This window comes from Pseudoalteromonas piscicida, assembly GCF_002744175.1.
Lineage (GTDB): Bacteria > Pseudomonadota > Gammaproteobacteria > Enterobacterales > Alteromonadaceae > Pseudoalteromonas > Pseudoalteromonas piscicida_B.
The window spans coordinates 46,866-64,322 of record NZ_NKHF01000042.1 but is presented as its reverse complement, the minus strand read 5'-3'; the positions used below and the strand labels follow the sequence as shown (position 1 = coordinate 64,322).

Here is a 17,457-nt window from a genome sequence, read left to right as displayed (position 1 = left end):
CTGATGTGTTATCGCAATTGTATTAACTAACCTGAACTCGAGATAACTAAATGGTCTATTTTGAAGCGGGGACTAGCGTTAATAGCACCGCTCTGACGTCCTGCTACCGCCAAGGTATTTATATCCATCTAGGCAAGGCAAACATTTTGTTACTCATTTGTTCTAATTAAGAAGTTTTTAACGAAGCTAATATGGTATTAGCGGTGAATATAAATAAAAAACCCCGCATTTAATAGGTGCGGGGTTTCTATAAAGCATGCTATTAAAAGGCGCTTTACCTTTTAACTAAAGCAACAATAAATTACTGTTCAGCTTGTACTTCTGGACGCATGTGTGGGAACAGGATAACGTCTTTAATAGTCGGTGAGTCAGTAAATAACATCACTAGACGATCGATACCAATCCCCTCACCTGCTGTTGGTGGTAAACCATGCTCTAGTGCACGAATGTAATCCGCGTCGTAATGCATTGCTTCATCATCACCCGCATCTTTTTCTTCCACTTGACGTGCAAAACGTGCAGCCTGATCTTCCGCATCATTAAGCTCAGAGAAACCATTCGCAAGCTCACGGCCACCCACGAAGAACTCAAAGCGGTCAGTGATAAATGGATTTTCATCGTTACGACGCGCAAGTGGTGACACTTCCCAAGGGTATTCAGTGATAAACGTTGGTTGGATAAGTCTATGCTCAGCCACTTCTTCAAAGATTTCACATAAGAACTTACCTGGACCCCAAACACAGTTTTCAGGGATCTTAACGTGAACTTTCTTAGCGTATGCTTTTAGTGCTTCAAAGTGATTTTCTGGGTCTTTGAAGATTTCAGCTTGCGCTTCGGCATCTGGACCGTACTGTAAAATAGCATCAGCCATCGACAAACGCTGGAACGGACTACCAAAGTCATATTCAATTGTTTCTGTTACTTCGCCTTCCGCATCTTTCACCGTGTTGATAACCGTTGTTGTACCTAACACATCTTGTGCCACGGTACGTAACATGTCTTCAGTTAAGTTCATCAGGTCATTGTAGTCTGCATACGCCTGATAGAATTCAATCATAGTGAACTCTGGGTTATGGCGCGTTGAAAGACCTTCGTTACGGAAGTTACGGTTAATTTCGAATACACGTTCAAAACCGCCAACAACTAAACGCTTCAGGTATAGCTCAGGCGCAATACGTAGATACATATCAATGTCTAACGCGTTGTGATGGGTAACAAATGGACGCGCAGAGGCACCACCAGGAATAACCTGAAGCATCGGTGTTTCTACTTCCATAAAGTCGCGTTCAGCTAAGAAACGACGAATACCTTCAATCACTTTTGAACGAATACGGAATGTTTCGCGAGTATCCATATTCGTGATCAAATCAACATAACGTTGACGGTATTTCGCTTCTTGATCAGTAAGACCATGGAATTTTTCAGGCAGTGGACGTAGCGACTTTGTCAGTAGTTCATACTCAACCATGTCTACGTATAAATCACCTTTACCTGATTTATGAAGCGGACCTTTAACACCAACAATATCGCCGATATCTAGCTGACCGTATTGCTCTTTTAGGGCTTTTTGTACGTCTTTTGAAGCATAAGCCTGAATACGACCTTTCATGTCTTGAAGCACTAAGAAAGGACCACGCTTTGCTAGCAGACGACCCGCAACAGAAACCTGATGGTTAAGCTCTACTAGTTCTTCTTTCGATTTATCACCAAACTTAGCTTGTAGATCTTGTGTGTAATCTTCACGGCGGAATGAGTTCGGGTGGCCATTAGCAGGGCAATTCTCACGGATCGCATCTAGCTTGCCACGACGCTCAGCAATAAGTTTATTTTCGTCTTGATTGTGATCTGTCATTGTTTAGCTCTTAGTTTAGCTTGTGGATTAAAGGCCTGATTTCAGGCTTGCTTCGATAAATTTGTCTAAATCGCCGTCTAGTACGGCTTGGGTATTGCGGTTCTCAATACCTGTGCGTAAATCCTTAATACGTGAGTCATCGAGTACGTATGAACGGATTTGACTGCCCCAGCCGATGTCTGATTTTGCATCTTCTTGGGCTTGCTTTTCAGCATTTTGCTTTTGCAGTTCAAGTTCAAACAACTTCGCTTTTAACTGCTTCATCGCTTGATCTTTGTTCTTGTGCTGTGAACGGTCATTTTGGCACTGAACTACCGTATTGGTTGGTAAGTGCGTAATACGCACCGCTGATTCTGTACGGTTAACGTGCTGACCACCAGCGCCCGACGCACGATACACATCGATGCGAAGATCCGCCGGATTAATATCGATTTCGATATTGTCATCAATTTCTGGGTAAACAAATACAGAAGCAAATGAAGTGTGACGACGACCACCAGAATCAAAAGGGCTCTTACGTACTAAACGGTGTACGCCCGTTTCTGTACGCAGCCAACCATAGGCATACTCACCAGATACTTTCACTGTAGCGCCTTTAATGCCTGCTACATCACCATCAGTTGCCTCAACGATTTCGGCTTTAAAGCCTTTGGCTTCAGCCCAGCGAAGGTACATTCGCAGCAGCATATTACACCAATCTTGTGCTTCAGTACCGCCAGAACCTGACTGCAAGTCAATATAAGCGTCGTTAGCATCTTGATCACCAGAGAACATACGGCGGAACTCGAGTTTTTCGAGCTGCTCAACAAGGCTATTTACCTCTTGCTCTGCTTCTGTGAAAGTTTCTTCGTCTTCAGCTTCCACGGCAAGCTCAACAAGGCCTTCGGCATCATCGGCACCTGCAACAAGGTTGTCGATGGTTTCAACAATCACCTCTAGGTTTGACTTTTCTTTGCCCAATGCTTGGGCTCTTTCCGGCTCATTCCATACAGCAGGATCTTCTAATTCGGCATTAACTTCTTCTAAACGCTCTTGCTTTAGAGCGTAGTCAAAGATACCCCCTAAGAAGCTCTGTACGTTCGCGAATTTCCTTGATTTGATTAATCACAGGATTCACTTCAAACATTTACCTTTACTCCAGAACTAAATTTATGGGTTTGTGAATTCACAAACAGGCCTGACAAAGTGCCAGACCTTAGATTTAAGCGACCAATAGTATCAAATAATAACCGCGCTTAGCATCCCTTAAAATGAGAAAATTCGCAGTTTTTATAAAACACCATTAGGTACTATCTCAGCTAACTCTATTGGGCTTGCAGCTCACGCACAATGAGCTGTAAATTGTATTTACCACGAAACTCGTTAATGTCGAGCTGATACGCAAATAGTGCGTGAGTTGCCTGATGATTCGGCCACGCTCGAACATCAACATTAAATGCTATCGCATCAACTAGTCGCCCAGAGCGGTGTTTTAGCACAAGTTTTAGGTGCTTTTCTCCAACAATCCGTTGCTGTACTAACTCAAACACATCCTGAAACACAGGCTCACCGAATTGCTGACCCCAAGGACCTGCTTGCTGTAGTTCAAAAGCAAAGTCCATGGTGAAACAATCGCCCGGCAGTTCGCCATCGGTCAGAAGGATGCTTTGCTTCGCCTCTTCTGTGAGGGTTGCACTGACGCTTTGTTCAAATATTTGCTTAAACTCAGCAAATTCGGATTCTAAAATGGTCAGTCCTGCGGCCATCGCGTGACCGCCAAACTTCAAAATTAAATCTGGACGCTGAGTATTGATTGACTCAAGTAGGTCGCGCATATGTAGACCTTCAATAGAGCGGCATGAGCCTTTAATTTCACCATTATCGCCTTGTGCAAAAATAATGCACGGGCGGTGATATTTTTCTTTTAAGCGTCCAGCGAGAATACCAATCACCCCTTGATGCCAGTCGTCTTGATACAAACACAAGGCATCTGGCACCTCTTGGCTTTTGAGCACTAAGCGCTCCAAAACCGCTTGCGCCTCTTGCTGCATGCTTTGTTCAATTTCACGACGTTCGATATTTAAACTGTCGAGTTCTGACGCAATGCGGCGCGCTTGATTAATGTCTTTTGATAACAAACAAGCAATACCCAAACTCATATCATCTAAACGACCAGCCGCATTTAACCTTGGAGCCAAAGCAAAGCCAAAATCACTGGCGCTTAACCTTGCATTATTACGGTTAGCTACTTCAATCAAGGCTTGGATCCCAGGTCGCGTTTGACCACTGCGGATCCGCGCCAGACCCTGATGAACCAAAGTGCGGTTATTCGCATCCAATGCGACCACGTCTGCAACGGTGCCAAGCGCCACAATATCCAGCAAAGAGGCTAAGTTTGGCATTGCCAATTGATGCTCGACAAAGTAGTTTTGCGCGCGCAAGTGGTGTCGAAGGGCAATTAATAAATAAAAGGCTACACCAACCCCTGCAATAGACTTAGACGGAAATTCACAGTCAAGACGATTAGGGTTAACAATGGCGTCGGCATTCGGAAGTGTGTCACCTTGCAAGTGGTGATCGGTCACTATCACTTTAATACCCGCTTGTTTGACGATTTCAACACCACGAATGCACGAAATGCCGTTGTCGACCGTGATCACTAAATCGGGGCTAATAGATACAATTTGTTCTGCCAAGGCGGGACTTAAGCCATACCCAAGACTAAACCGGTCGGGCACTAGATAATCGACATGCAGAAACCCAAACTGGGGGAGTCCTTCCATCAATACTGCGGTACTGGTTGCGCCGTCGGCATCAAAATCCCCAACAATGAGTATTTTTGCTTGGTCGCTAAGGGCCTGAGCTAAAATTTGACTCGCTAATTCAATGTCTTTGAACAGTTTAAAATCGTGTAGCGTGGCTGCACTATTATCTAATTCAGTCGCGGACTTCACACCTCTAGCCGCGTAAAGCTGCTTAATCACAGGGTGTAATGAGGATGGCAAATGACTGTCGTCTACCCGTTCTCTGGGTTTAATTTCTGTATGCATAACCTTTCACAAACAAAAAAGGCCAAACTGGCCTTTTAGATTTTTATGTCGCTATTTTAACGAGTTCTTGAAATGAACTCCATGTCAGCGTAATTGTCGTTAAGACTTAGGGCTTTGAGCGTCTAACATCTGTGCAATTGCCGCTGCTGGCTGGTAGCCTGGGATCATCGACCCATCTTCGAGAATAATTGCCGGCGTACCTGAAATACCAAAACTTTGGCCTAACTGGTAATGCTCTGCAACAGGTGCCTGACAGTTTTCAACTTGTTTAACTTCGCCACCTGCTTTAGCCTCTGTTAGCGCAGCTTGTGCATCTTTAGCACACCATACGTTTTTCAGATCTTCATAACCAGAACCATGCAAGCCGCCACGAGGGAAGGCAAGGTATTTTACGGTGATCCCTGCAGCTAGGTAGTCTTCAAGCTCACGGTGTAGCTTACGGCAATAACCACAAGTAATGTCAGTAAATACCGTGATCTGATGTTTTTCATTTTCTGCTTTATAAACAATCATAGAATCTGCGTATTCAGCAATCCCAGATTTGCGCACATCACTCAATGCGTTTTCAGTAATATTACGGCGGTTCTCAAGGTCAATCATCGTACCTTGGATCAAATATTTACCATCGGCACTTGAGTATAAAACGCCTTTGTCGGTGATCACGGTTTTCAAACCAGCAAGTGGGCTGTCTTTGATTTCTTTTACCACAATCCCTAAACCGCTAAATTGTGATGTTATTGGGTCTGCTCCCATCGCAGCAGCCGTAGGGCTCTCCACTTGCTCAGCAAACGCGCCGAAACTCAAAGCCAATGAAGCGGCAATAATTAGTTTTTTCATTCTGTTCTCTCTAAACCTGTTATTCGAGGAAACGCTTAGGCTCCCTTCTGCTACTCACTAAGACCGGAGTAACAATAAAAAATTCCCAAGTAACAAAAATTAAGCTCTTGGATGATGCTGCTGATGCAAGGTCTTAAGACGCTCGCTGGCAACATGCGTATAAATTTGAGTCGTCGACAAATCGCTATGGCCAAGCATCATCTGTACAACTCGAAGATCAGCGCCATGATTCAGTAAATGTGTTGCAAAAGCATGACGTAACGTATGTGGCGATAACGGCGACTTAACGTCTGCCAAAATAGCATAGTGTTTTATGCGATGCCAAAAAGTTTGTCGTGTCATGCCGATCCCGCGCTTAGAAGGAAAGACGAAGTCGGTCGCATGCTTAATCATCAGCCCACGCCCTTTTTTAAGAAACTGTTCAATCCAATGCAATGCTTCTTCGCCCATCGGTACTAATCGTTCCTTCCCCCCCTTACCACGAACAAGGACCACCGCTTGGCGCAAGTTGACCTGTTCCATTCTCAACCCCACCAGCTCAGTCACCCGCAAGCCCGTCGCATACAACAACTCCAACATCGCTTTGTCTCTCAGCCCCATTGGATCTTCACAATCGGGGGCATTTAATAATGCTTCGACCTCTTGTTCCGATAAGGTCTTAGGTAACGATGGCGCTGTTTTAGGTTGCGCAATAGTATCGAGTGGAGACTGTGTAATGTGTTTTTCTCGAACCCAATACAAGTAAAATCTTTTTAGCGCACTGATGGCCCTGGCATTACTTTTCGCTTTTAGCCCTTTGTCGACTCGATGGGCCAGATAAGCTTCAACATCTTGATTAGTAATTGCCAATAGCGAGTCGTGGGAAGTTGCTTCTGACACAAATAGGAGAAACTTTTCTAAATCGCTGCGATAGGCCGCTATCGTATTTTCGCTCAGTCCTTGCTCTAAAAAGAGCGCATCTAAGAAAAACTCGATTAACTGCGCATCAGACATGTTATGTGTGGCTGGTTGGTATTCGCTCACAGGCTACCTGTATTAATTATTAACGTCATGATGTAGACTTGCCCCCTATAATACCAGTCAAATTGAAAGTGATAAATACAATGCAAATTGGGTTATTTTACGGCTCGACTACCTGCTACACAGAAATGGCCGCAGAAAAGATTCAAGAAATTATCGGCAAAGATACCGTAACTTTATTCAATATTAAGGACGAGCCGTTAAAAAAAGCAGAGCAGTTTGACTTCCTAATTTTTGGTATCTCGACTTGGGATTTTGGCGAACTACAAGAGGATTGGGAATCTCACTGGGACGACATTGAAGCGATTAACTTAAACGGTAAAGTGATCGCGCTGTTTGGTATGGGTGACCAACAGGGATATGGTGAGTGGTTTCAAGATGCATTAGGCATGCTACACGAGAAAGTTGCGCCACAAGATGTCACCTTCATTGGCTACTGGCCAAACTCTGATGACTATGAGTTTGAAGCATCAAAGGCACTCACTGACGACCAGTCTCATTTTGTGGGTCTGGCATTGGACGAAGACAGCCAATACGACAAAAGCGACGAGCGTATTGCCACTTGGATTGAGCAAATAATGACGGAATATGTAACATTAGAGCAGTAGCAGCGTGTGAGTTGACGCTCAGCAAGTGTTAACTCACATCGCAATCTTAACTGTAAAATTGACTCAATGCGGTCTCAATTTGAGACAGTTTGTAGGGTTTATGGATCACATTATCAAACACCTCATTCTGTGCTTGGGTCAAAAAGATATCAGCTGTGATCGCAAGTATAGGCAACCTTGCGTTTTCTTGTTTAATCAACTGCGCCGCTTCTGTGCCATTCATCCCCGGCAAATTAACATCCATAAAAATCATATCAAAATGCGTTTCTTTTGCCGCCTCAAAGTAATCTTCTGCCGACTCAAAAACATCGTAGCTACAATTAAGCTTATCAAGTATTGCTGTGATCAATAACTGATTAAGCGGGTTATCTTCAATGACGCCAATGTGATGATAGAAAATCGCAATGTGCTCAGTTTTAGGTGGAGGAGTAACTTTTGACTCGCCATCAATTACACATGGAATAATAAACACAACTTCAGTTCCTTCCCCCTCTTGACTCGAAACACTGATCCGTCCATTCATTATTTCTATCAATGACTTAGTCACACACAAACTTAAACCCGCACCGAAGTTACTGCGCTCCTCAAACATACTAAAACGGTCAAACAAATTCGTTTGCTCTGTTGCTGAAAGTCCCCGGCCACTGTCTTTAATAATAAATTGAACCTCACTGCCGATCACAAACGCGCGCAGCATAACTTCTTGACCAGATTCACTGCTCTTTAGTGCAATATCTAATAAAGTATCAAGCACTCTAGCCAGCTTATTTTTGTCTAGATGTAACACTTGGCCTTGATGTGCCCCCGTAATAGAAGAAGATATCTTTATATTGCGCTGTTTTGCGTCTGTGGCGAATTTGGCAGTCGATTGTTTGAGTATCTCAGGTAAAGAACAAGGCGTTGGTTCGAACTGTACTTTGTCTCCTTCAATTAATTCCAGCTCTAAAACGGAATCAATTACGGAAAGTAACTTGCTGCCTCCCGCTTCAATATTTTGTAAGTAGCTTACCGTCGCATCAGAAAACCCGGCAGCCTCTTTCGAGTTAAGCACCACATCATTAAAACCAATTACTGCATTTAACTGGGTGTGTAGCTCATGGCTGATATCAGAGAGAAAACTGTCTTTAGAGTCATTGAGCAGTTTTAGTACATTGACCTCTCTTCTAAGCTCAAGCTGACGGATCACTTGTCTCCCAAGCGTCACCAAGGTTTTTCTTTGTAGGTCTGTGAGCTTTTTAGGTTTGTCACTGATGGCACAAATGGTGCCTACTTTATATCCACCAGAGCTGATAAGGGGGGCACCAGCATAGTGTCGGATCTTAGGACCACCGGTCACCAATGGGTTATCAAAAAAACGCTCGTCTTCCAACGCATCCTGCACTTCAAAGATATCTTCTTGCAAAATTGCATGGGAGCAAAATGAAATATCTCTGTGCGTTTCATCCACATCTAATCCCACCTTAGATTTAAACCATTGGCGGTTTGAGTCAATCAAACTTATCAGAGCGATTGGGGTTTCACAGATCTCAGACACCAACTGCGTTATTTCATCAAGATTTGCCTCTGCAGTTGTATCTAATACTTTATACTCTCTCAATGCCCTGAGACGACCTTCCTCGTTATTTGGGATCTCTGCCTTTTTCATTAATATCCACACCAGCGCGATAGAACTTGGGGTTTAATAGTAATCAGTCTATGTTTTCTCAGATCTTATGTATGCTATTTCTCAATCAGAGTGTAGAAGATAAATTAAAAGATAAGCAAAAAATTGGCTTACATTTTTAGGTAAAATGCTTGGCACAAAGAAACAAAATCATCGGTATATTGGTTGTGCAAATCATAGATCACCAACTCTTGCTCTACACTTTTAGCTGGCGGACATTTGCCTATTAATATAAGTCGCCGAGACACCGCCTTTTTTGGCGTCGTTTTGATAGCGCAACTCGCCACCTGTGACAAACCACGCGTACTCGCCAATTGGCAAAATAAACGGCTCTCTTCAACGGGTAAAATTACCGCAAGTTGGCCGCGGTCTGTGGTCAGCTTTGCAAACGCATCCAGTAATTCGCCAAAACTTAAGCTGTCGGTATGCCTAGCACGATTTCTTGCCATATTTTGCCCTTTTAGACTGGCATTAAAATAGGGAGGATTTGACACCATTAAGTCAAACGGTTCAGTAGTTTCAAAGTCTTGGATAGCCATGTGATGTAACTTAATGTCAGGCCATGGACTATGTGCAATATTGTGCTTTGCATCAAGAAGCGCACTGTCGTCGAGTTCTACAGCATGCACTAGGCAGTTTGGATTACGTTGCTTACACATCAACGCTATCAAGCCTGTACCCGAGCCAACATCTATAACAGTGCGAGCTTGTGAGAGCGGCGCCCAAGCACCAAGTAAAATTCCATCGGTCGAAACCTTCATTGCCGCATGATGTTGAGTCACCGAAAACTGTTTAAATGCAAACTGAGACATCCTATACCTTTGAGAAAATGCAATAGCAACGTATAATTCCGCTATTGTCCTTTATTTGTGATGCAATATGCAATTTACTGAATTTGATTTAGACGGCAAGCTGATTAGTGCGATTAAGAAAATGGGCTTTGAAACGCCCACTAGCATTCAACAGATGGCTATTCCTGAAGCGTTGATTGGCCGAGATATTCTCGCCAGCGCACCAACCGGTACGGGTAAAACCGCTGCATTCTTGATCCCTGCGATTCAGTATTTGCTAGATTTTCCCCGTCGTGAGCCAGGCTTTGCCCGTGTGCTTATCATGACCCCAACCCGTGAGCTTGCTTACCAAATACACGAGCAGTGCGAGCTGCTTGCCGCGGGAGTTAACCTTAGAATTGGCGTGGTGACTGGCGGTATTAACTACGGCACCCACAAAGAAATCTTCGAAAAGAATAACGACATTCTTATCGCAACGCCTGGTCGTTTGATGGAATATCTTGAAACTGAAAACTTCCATGCTGAAAACGTAGAGCTGCTGATTTTAGATGAAGCCGACCGTATGCTCGACATGGGTTTTAGAAAAGAAATGCTGCGCATTTGCTCAGAGGCCGTAAACCGCCGTCAGTGTTTTTTATTTTCTGCTACATTGGAAGGTGAAAGTGTTGAGAAGTTTGCAGAGCGTATTTTGCAAGACCCCGCTCTCCTTGAAGCCACTCCTTCTCGCAAAGAAAAGGGGAAAATTCACCAATGGGTTCACCTAGCAGATAGCTATGAGCACAAAGTTAACTTATTAGCGCAATTGCTGGATGATGAAGAAGTGACTAAGGCAGTTGTGTTTGTTAAAACCCGTGAGAGGCTTGAAACCTTGGTGGGTGAGTTATTTGCTAAAGGTATTAAAACGACATGGCTTCGCGGTGAAATGCCGCAAGACAAGCGCATGGCAGCCATGGCAAGCTTCCACAGTGGTAAAACAAAGATTCTTGTGGCAACAGACGTTGCGGCCCGAGGGATTGATGTTGCGGATATAAGCCATGTAATTAACTTTGATATGCCACGTACCGCGGATATTTATGTACACCGTATTGGTCGTACAGGTCGTGCTGGTAAAAAAGGTACCGCAGTTTCTTTGGTTGAAGCGCACGATGCAGAAGTGCTCGGCAAAGTGGAACGCTATACAGACCAAAAGCTCAAACGCCGTGTTATTAAAGGCCTAGAGCCTAAACACAAAGAAGCCAAAGCTCCGAAAAAGAAAAAGGACCCGGCTAAAATCAAAGCGAAAAAGAAAGCAGCAAAAGCCAAAAAGAAAAAGTAACCAAAAAAACCAGCGTCAATACGCTGGTTTTTTCTGTTAATCTAAACAAGCACGCAATCAGAATAAGTCGTCGCTTGTGCTGTTAGATTTGGTTGAGAGAACTGAGTAAAGTCTAACCGTCGCAAATGTGTTAATTGCGGATATTCAACGCCGCTTTCAGGTGTGACGCACGCTTGCCATACTTTGAACCGACAAGCCTAAGAAATCACCGTTACATGCTTTATTATACCTTTTTTCCACCTTGCGGCTCATCAATATTAGTTATATCTACCAGGTTCCAAGGCATTCCTTTTTGTCTGTATATGCGTTTTTCTAAGTTCGTATAATCTGCAACATCATGGTCTAAACGTGGCCAACAACAATGCACCGTAAGGTAGTTTCACCGCTATTCACAAGCTTGTGAGATTTCCCCCCAGCTCTATAACCTATGAAATCACCCGCAGAAACAAGAAAGACATCATTGCCAATATGAGCCTCAGCCTGTCCGTCTAAAATATAAATACACTCGTCCTCATGGTAATGCATGTGAGTCTCTGTGGATTCAAAGTTTGGTTGAATTTCTATGATATGAAACCCGAAACCAGTAAGCCCTGTTAAATCACCCAATGACTTGTTAACCCGCTTTGCTTTAGAGTTCAAAAAGTGAGTTTTAGAGATACCTGAAAAGGCTTCAATTTCAGATTTAGTAACAATGTATCTATCCATAATATTCCTCCTTAGGCATAACGCCTTGCCGTAAACGACACAAAATAGCAGACTAAAAGCTATCTTCTAACAGCAACGCACAGCACCTTACCGAAAACAGCTGCCTTAATAAGCTCACATTTTTGGATGCCATTTTCAATTTTTATCGCGTCTCCGCAACCAGTATTACTGACGATAGGTTTACCATCGTTCGGTTCAACTTCAACCTCTCTTGCACCGCAAAGTTCCTTGGCTTTTTTTAACCAGCTGTCAAGTAACTCACTAGCATTATCAGTTTTACCTTTTGCAGTAATAAGAAACTCATTACCACTTTTATTGGCATTTATAGTGAATTCTACACTTTCATTTGAAAAGCAATTAAAACTGATAAAACAAGAAATTAAGAATACAAAGCTTGATTTCATATGGCTACATAACATCCTATTAAGTAGTGAGTAACGTCACCACGAAACTATAGATTACCACCTTAAACACAAATCCCAACGAGAGCGTTAAAAATGCTAAGCATTGGGGATCTGCCTTAAACACTTTTTATGCGAGTTTTCCAACTCGGCTGATTGAATAGTGGTAGCAATGAGCTCCTCAAAAAGTTCTAATTGCCCAGCTGGAATTAACTGATTTTGTATAATTTTTCGCTTATTCGAGTCGAACAGCCGCTCTGCCAGCCAACCAATGAGATACATTAGTGAAAGACAACCTCCAGCAGTGGCTATGTTACCCTCTACCACGAGAGGTAGGTCCTGCACATCTCCCCCCATACTTTGCAGAACATCCTTAGCATCAGGATTAGTCGTTAATGGCTTACCTTTTAGTAGACCTAGCTCATGAAGAATAAATGACCCCGCACAAATTGAACCAATTAGCTGATTATTTGGGTCAAGGTTCATTCGTGACATAAATTCAGTATCTTTAATCGCTGCTGGAATACCAAGTTTTCCACTCGTGATAAGAACTACATCTTGATCTGTTACTTCTGAAACATGTCCGTCTGTTTTAACTTTTATACCTAGGTGGGAGTTATGTTCAGGTTTAGTTCCCAATATGCTAACCGTCCAACTATCGGATGTTCGCCCCAGCAAGTCATACATAAGAAAAAAGTCTACATCTGTGAAAGCATCAAATATAACAACGCCAACTTTATACATAAATTTTTATCTCTTTCGTTGTTCTCATGATTCGCATAACGTTAAAGATGGTTATCCTTCTTTCTACTGTTATGCTTACTTAACCGAAGAAGGTTTATCTGTGTTAGTCGCCAATTACACCTATGGTTGATATATAAATCAAGAAGATGCCAAATATAAAAGAGCCGAAGCCAGCTGGTCTAAATATACGTTTAAATTTTCGAGCAGACCAAATAGCAAACGTTCTGTGCCTGACTGAGCCTGTAATAATAAGTCCAATTCCAACAGCAATAAGTAAACACCCAATTCCTAGAGTTAGCCGAGGGTACATTGTCGATTTACTAAAAAGGACAAACCCACATCCCGCAATTAGGCGAGTTATCACCTCAAACCAGTGGAAATATGGCTTTTTACTGAACTCTATTATTCCATTTGACCAATAATTTGGACTCACGATCATCATTGAGCTCAAACACATCATCAAAATTCCAAACGCAGCAATGAAATACATCGAAACCTCCCTAGCTATAATGCCCCGCTCTGGCCGGTTACTTGTCACCTTGGAGCGGTTGGTTAGACCTATGACACGACAGCGTCCATTTCAGTTTCTACCGGTCGATAAATCCTTTAACTTCAAAGAAACTACATGCAGGCCTAAACATTTGCAAATAATTCATAGTCACGGATTTCCCCCGTACAGTCGTTAATACCAAACTTCCCATTGGGATCACCAACGCCCCTCGTAGCCCCCAATCAGATGAAGTTCAAACCTGTTCATCTCATCTGCAAAAATCAACTATGAGCCGCTACAACTAATCAAATACCGGCTCTATCGCATCTAGACTGAAGCTATCAAGATCCAAGCGGTGCTGTATTCCTAACGGTAAAATCCACTGCGGATCGGTATGACCAAAGTCCAGCCGAGTTATTACGGGTAAACTCTCACAGCCAAACTCATCACGTACAACAGATAAAATCACCTCATCAAGCGCTGTCATTTCACTTTCACTGTAATCCCGTGCGCGGCCAATCATTAAACCGGAGATTTTCTCAAACACACCCATTACCCCATAGTTACGTAACCAAAAACGAACATAGTCTTGACTGGGTTTGTCCTCAGAGGTTTCTAGAAACAGCAGTTTATCCTGCCAAAAGGATGGCGATGGCCAATATTGTGTGCCTTTTAGCATCTCCATCACTTCAAAACAGCCACCAAATAGCCGTCCCTCCACTTGCCCCCTACCTTGCAGTACTTTTGGACCATTGGTTGCAATTATGGGATGCAACTTACCGACGTTTTCTGGTATCGCCCACTCTGGATACCCATGAGAATAGGCTTTGAATATTGGATAATGGACTTCACCTAGCAGCGCCTGCGCTAAATAGGCTTGGTACTCAGCACTAGTATTATGATATTGGGAGAAACCAGCCATGACCGATGGGCCGTTAAAGGTGACCATTCCCCATTGGTTTAATAATGTGGTAAGCGTGGAAAAATCAGAATAGCCCATCATAAACTTGGGGTTATTCAAGATAACGGATTTATCTAAATAAGGCAGGATCCGCGCGGAGTCTGAACCACCAATAGAAGAAATAATCCCAGCAATATTTGGATCGGCAAAGGCATCATTAATATCCTTTGCACGTAATTGTGGCTGAGAAAAGAGCACGTCTGGAGCGGTTCGAGTCGATGGCATTTCAACAATATTAAAACCAAGCACACGTAGGTTTGCTAACCCTTGCTCAAAGATAAGGGGAAATGTACCTGGGCCACCCCAGCTAGGTGATACAACCGCAAGGGTATCACCTCGGTTTAGTTTTTTAGGCTTGCGTAATTGCACCGTTTATTCTGCCTTAATGAAATACTCATAAACAATTAGATATATCCCATTAAGACAACAGAATCAAATACTTATTCGAACCTTTCAACGCGAAACGGAGCTAAATCAACAGAGGTAGGTTTACCTGTCATTAGTTCAGTAATCAGCGTGCCAGTAATGGCCGACATTAAAATACCTGTTCTAAAGTGTCCACAAGCATTAATGTAGCCCTCTACTCCATCAACAGGCCCTAAAATTGGCAACTCATCGGGAGTGCCAGGTCTAAGTCCTGCCCAACAGCGCTTAATGCTGGACTCTTTTAGCACCGGCAAACACTTCATAGCACCTTGTGACAACTCGGTGATTTTATCTAGACTATTGGTTGTATCAAAACCTTTTTCTTCTGTAGAAGAGCCTATCAAAATCTCCCCATTATCTTTTTGCGCTATATAGCAATCACTCGTACTGATACATCCGTTAAGTACTTTGGGCATGCGTTCAGATAAAACAATTTGGCCTTTAACTGGATACACAGGCATGTGTTTTCCTGTCGCTTGATGATAAATATCATCTGCCCATGCGCCTGAGGCATTGATCAAGGTATCACAGCGCAAAGTATCACTTTGGGTCTTAACGCCAACCACTTTGTTACCCTCACGAAGTACTTCTAATACTTCCGTATTTAGATATAGCGCTACGCCATTTTGACGTGCCCCTTCAGTATAAGCGTCAACAAGGCGATAAGGGTTTACTTGGTGATCACAGATAAAGTCTATCGCACCGATGGCATCAGGGGTGATATGTGGCTCTTCTTCACGCAGTTGTTGTTGGTCTAACCAGCGGATCTGCGATGACAAATTAGGAATACCAGACACGATACTGTCGGCATAAATTTCATCATCGCGGTTATACATGATGAATTTCAATCCCGTGCGCTCAAATTTAAAGTCCACACCATGTCGCGTGAGCATTTCTTCATAGAGATCTGGATATAAGTCATTCGACTTCAATGCCAACTCAAAAAAGCACTCCGGCAATTGGTGTGGGCGCAATGTTTCAGCAGCTTCAGTTTCCCCTTCGCTTTGTAATTTGGAGAGTGTTTTAAAGAAAATAACACCACACCCAAGTCCAACCGACTCGCCAATCGCCCATAAACCACCAGCGGATGCACGGGAAGCATTGCCCGGCTTTTTCAGATCAACTAGAGCGATTTTTAGGTCAGTATCGCGACTCAAAAAATATGCACAAGCAGCGCCGATTACGCCGCCTCCGGCAATAACTACATCATACTGCTTCATGATTGTTCTCCAACAAAGTAAATGGGATAGGGTCAAGTGGGAATCTAGGTCTAATAACCCCCAAAGTGTCAAGGTGCCCTGCCGCGTGCAGTCGGTCTAATGCGTAGCTCGAACACATTTTACCTTGGCAGTCTCCCATACCGATACGCGTTCTCATCTTGACGCTAGATAAATCTTTGGCACCTTGTTGCAGTGCAAGATCTAGTTGATGGCGTTTTACCTGTTCACAGCGACAAACAACGGTGTCGGGCTGTGTTAATGCCAATAAGCCTTCTCTTCTAGCCGAAAATCGATCAAATCCAGCTCTAAATTTTTGAGCTTGTTTACGTTTTGACTTGAGCTTGCGCATTCGCTTGTGAAAATCTGCCTCACTCAAGCAAGCTTGTTCATAGGCCAGCATTGTGGCTACCATCTTACCCTCTATAATGGCCGCTTCAGCCCCGAGTAAACCGTTGGTATCACCACATACAAAAATCTGGTTTAAGCTACTTCTTAAGTTATCATCCAGCATGGGCACGTAACCGTTTGTGGTAGTGTACTGATGCGATAACCCCAGCAACATGGCAAGCTGTGTACGGGCAACAAAGCCATAACCCACTCCAAGACTATCCACCTCAAGATGTTGAGCTTTAGATAAGTCGGCATGCCACTGCTCATCATAAGGCGCTACCGTCACGCTAGATAACTTGTCATGCCCTTCGGCTTTTACTATTCCATAGCCATACTTGAAAGGAATATTATGCTTTTTCAGATACGCCAACATGCTCAAACCCGAAAGCGTCAGCTTAGGTTTATTCATTAACGCAACGGTTTCTTTGGCAAGCTCGCTAAAGCGACTGGCTTCGAAGACGCCAACTACTTGTGCCCCCGATTTATGTAACTGACAAGCGACGAGTGGCAACAATGGTCCAGTTCCGACTAGAGCCACTTTTTTACCTGGGCGTACCAGCCCACTTTTCAGCTGAAGTTGCATTCCGCCCATCAACATAACACCGGGTAATTGCCATCCTTCAAACGGTACACTGCGCTCATGACAGCCTGTTGCCAGCACAAGTTTGGTATAGTCTAGTTGGGTGATCTGGTTTTGCGTCTGTAATAGCAAACCACTATTCCCTTCCGGTCCAAGTACCTTGGTTTGTGACTGCAAAGTAATATGTTGCTTTTGATGCTCATAGCGCACCTTGAGCGCGGCCATAGAGCGTTTGAGATTTTCATCTAAATGGGGAAGCTTTGTCGCTTGTCTGAGTGGACCACGATAGATCACCCCACCAATTTTTGGCGCTTCGTCTACTAAAGTACTCGGGATAGAGTATTTTCCAAGTTCGGCCGCACAGCTGACCCCCGCAGGACCGGCACCAACTATTACAATCTTTTCCTTCTGGCAAGTTGACATGC

Annotated in this window: 15 protein-coding genes; 2 read left to right on the top strand and 13 right to left on the bottom strand. The window is 43.6% G+C overall.

What is annotated here, in order from left to right:
• Window positions 1–301 precede the first annotated feature (301 nt).
• The 5 genes from lysS to xerD form a co-directional block, all read right to left on the bottom strand.
• Entirely contained in the window at window positions 302–1,852 is a 1,551-nt protein-coding gene (lysS, locus tag CEX98_RS09900) for a lysine--tRNA ligase (protein WP_099641906.1), read from the bottom strand.
• Window positions 1,853–1,879: 27 nt separating this feature from the next.
• Window positions 1,880–2,978, bottom strand: a protein-coding gene (gene prfB / locus CEX98_RS09895) for a peptide chain release factor 2 (protein ID WP_099641905.1) whose coding sequence is annotated in 2 segments (ribosomal slippage) — window positions 1,880–2,902 and window positions 2,904–2,978 — 1,098 coding nt in all. Because the reading frame shifts where the segments join, the coding sequence is not laid out codon by codon here.
• A 178-nt stretch (window positions 2,979–3,156) separates the two neighbouring features.
• Window positions 3,157–4,881, bottom strand: a complete 1,725-nt coding sequence (gene recJ / locus CEX98_RS09890) for a single-stranded-DNA-specific exonuclease RecJ (protein WP_099641904.1) — start codon at window positions 4,879–4,881, stop codon at window positions 3,157–3,159.
• Window positions 4,882–4,980: 99 nt separating this feature from the next.
• On the bottom strand, window positions 4,981–5,718 hold the full coding sequence (gene dsbC / locus CEX98_RS09885) for a bifunctional protein-disulfide isomerase/oxidoreductase DsbC (RefSeq protein WP_099641903.1): 738 nt from the start codon (window positions 5,716–5,718) through the stop codon (window positions 4,981–4,983).
• Window positions 5,719–5,817: 99 nt separating this feature from the next.
• Window positions 5,818–6,711 carry a site-specific tyrosine recombinase XerD gene (xerD, locus tag CEX98_RS09880; protein ID WP_172439748.1) on the bottom strand — a complete coding sequence of 298 codons (894 nt, stop codon included), beginning with the start codon at window positions 6,709–6,711 and terminating at the stop codon, window positions 5,818–5,820.
• Window positions 6,712–6,821: 110 nt separating this feature from the next.
• Here xerD and fldB point away from each other — a divergent pair, with 110 nt between their 5' ends.
• Entirely contained in the window at window positions 6,822–7,346 is a 525-nt protein-coding gene (fldB, locus tag CEX98_RS09875; RefSeq protein ID WP_099641901.1) for a flavodoxin FldB, read from the top strand.
• A 46-nt stretch (window positions 7,347–7,392) separates the two neighbouring features.
• Here fldB and CEX98_RS09870 read toward each other — a convergent pair whose 3' ends face one another.
• Both CEX98_RS09870 and CEX98_RS09865 read right to left on the bottom strand, forming a co-directional pair.
• On the bottom strand, window positions 7,393–8,991 hold the full coding sequence (locus CEX98_RS09870; RefSeq protein ID WP_099641900.1) for a hybrid sensor histidine kinase/response regulator: 1,599 nt from the start codon (window positions 8,989–8,991) through the stop codon (window positions 7,393–7,395).
• Window positions 8,992–9,119: 128 nt separating this feature from the next.
• Window positions 9,120–9,821: a tRNA1(Val) (adenine(37)-N6)-methyltransferase gene (locus CEX98_RS09865; protein WP_099641899.1), complete on the bottom strand. Its 702-nt coding sequence runs from the start codon at window positions 9,819–9,821 to the stop codon at window positions 9,120–9,122.
• Between the two features lie 67 nt (window positions 9,822–9,888).
• Here CEX98_RS09865 and srmB point away from each other — a divergent pair, with 67 nt between their 5' ends.
• Window positions 9,889–11,115, top strand: a complete 1,227-nt coding sequence (srmB, locus tag CEX98_RS09860; RefSeq protein ID WP_099641898.1) for an ATP-dependent RNA helicase SrmB — start codon at window positions 9,889–9,891, stop codon at window positions 11,113–11,115.
• 342 nt (window positions 11,116–11,457) lie between these two features.
• Here the strand turns inward: srmB and CEX98_RS09855 are convergent, their stop codons facing one another.
• The 6 genes from CEX98_RS09855 to CEX98_RS09825 all read right to left on the bottom strand — a co-directional run bounded on the left by CEX98_RS09855 (window position 11,458) and on the right by CEX98_RS09825 (window position 17,455).
• A complete protein-coding gene (locus CEX98_RS09855; RefSeq protein WP_242441674.1) occupies window positions 11,458–11,820 on the bottom strand; it encodes a cupin domain-containing protein in 363 nt (120 codons plus the stop codon).
• A 59-nt stretch (window positions 11,821–11,879) separates the two neighbouring features.
• Window positions 11,880–12,224, bottom strand: a complete 345-nt coding sequence (locus CEX98_RS09850) for a hypothetical protein (protein WP_099641897.1) — start codon at window positions 12,222–12,224, stop codon at window positions 11,880–11,882.
• Window positions 12,225–12,320: 96 nt separating this feature from the next.
• On the bottom strand, window positions 12,321–12,965 hold the full coding sequence (locus CEX98_RS09845; protein WP_099641896.1) for a DJ-1/PfpI family protein: 645 nt from the start codon (window positions 12,963–12,965) through the stop codon (window positions 12,321–12,323).
• Between the two features lie 791 nt (window positions 12,966–13,756).
• Complete coding sequence (locus CEX98_RS09835; protein WP_099641894.1) at window positions 13,757–14,785, bottom strand: S66 family peptidase; 1,029 nt, start codon at window positions 14,783–14,785, stop codon at window positions 13,757–13,759.
• Between the two features lie 71 nt (window positions 14,786–14,856).
• Window positions 14,857–16,062, bottom strand: coding sequence for an NAD(P)/FAD-dependent oxidoreductase (locus CEX98_RS09830; protein ID WP_099641893.1), 1,206 nt, complete (start codon window positions 16,060–16,062; stop codon window positions 14,857–14,859).
• A complete protein-coding gene (locus tag CEX98_RS09825) occupies window positions 16,049–17,455 on the bottom strand; it encodes an NAD(P)/FAD-dependent oxidoreductase (protein WP_099641892.1) in 1,407 nt (468 codons plus the stop codon). The genes CEX98_RS09830 and CEX98_RS09825 overlap by 14 nt, the downstream gene beginning before the upstream one ends.
• Between the last annotated feature and the right edge of the window lie 2 nt (window positions 17,456–17,457).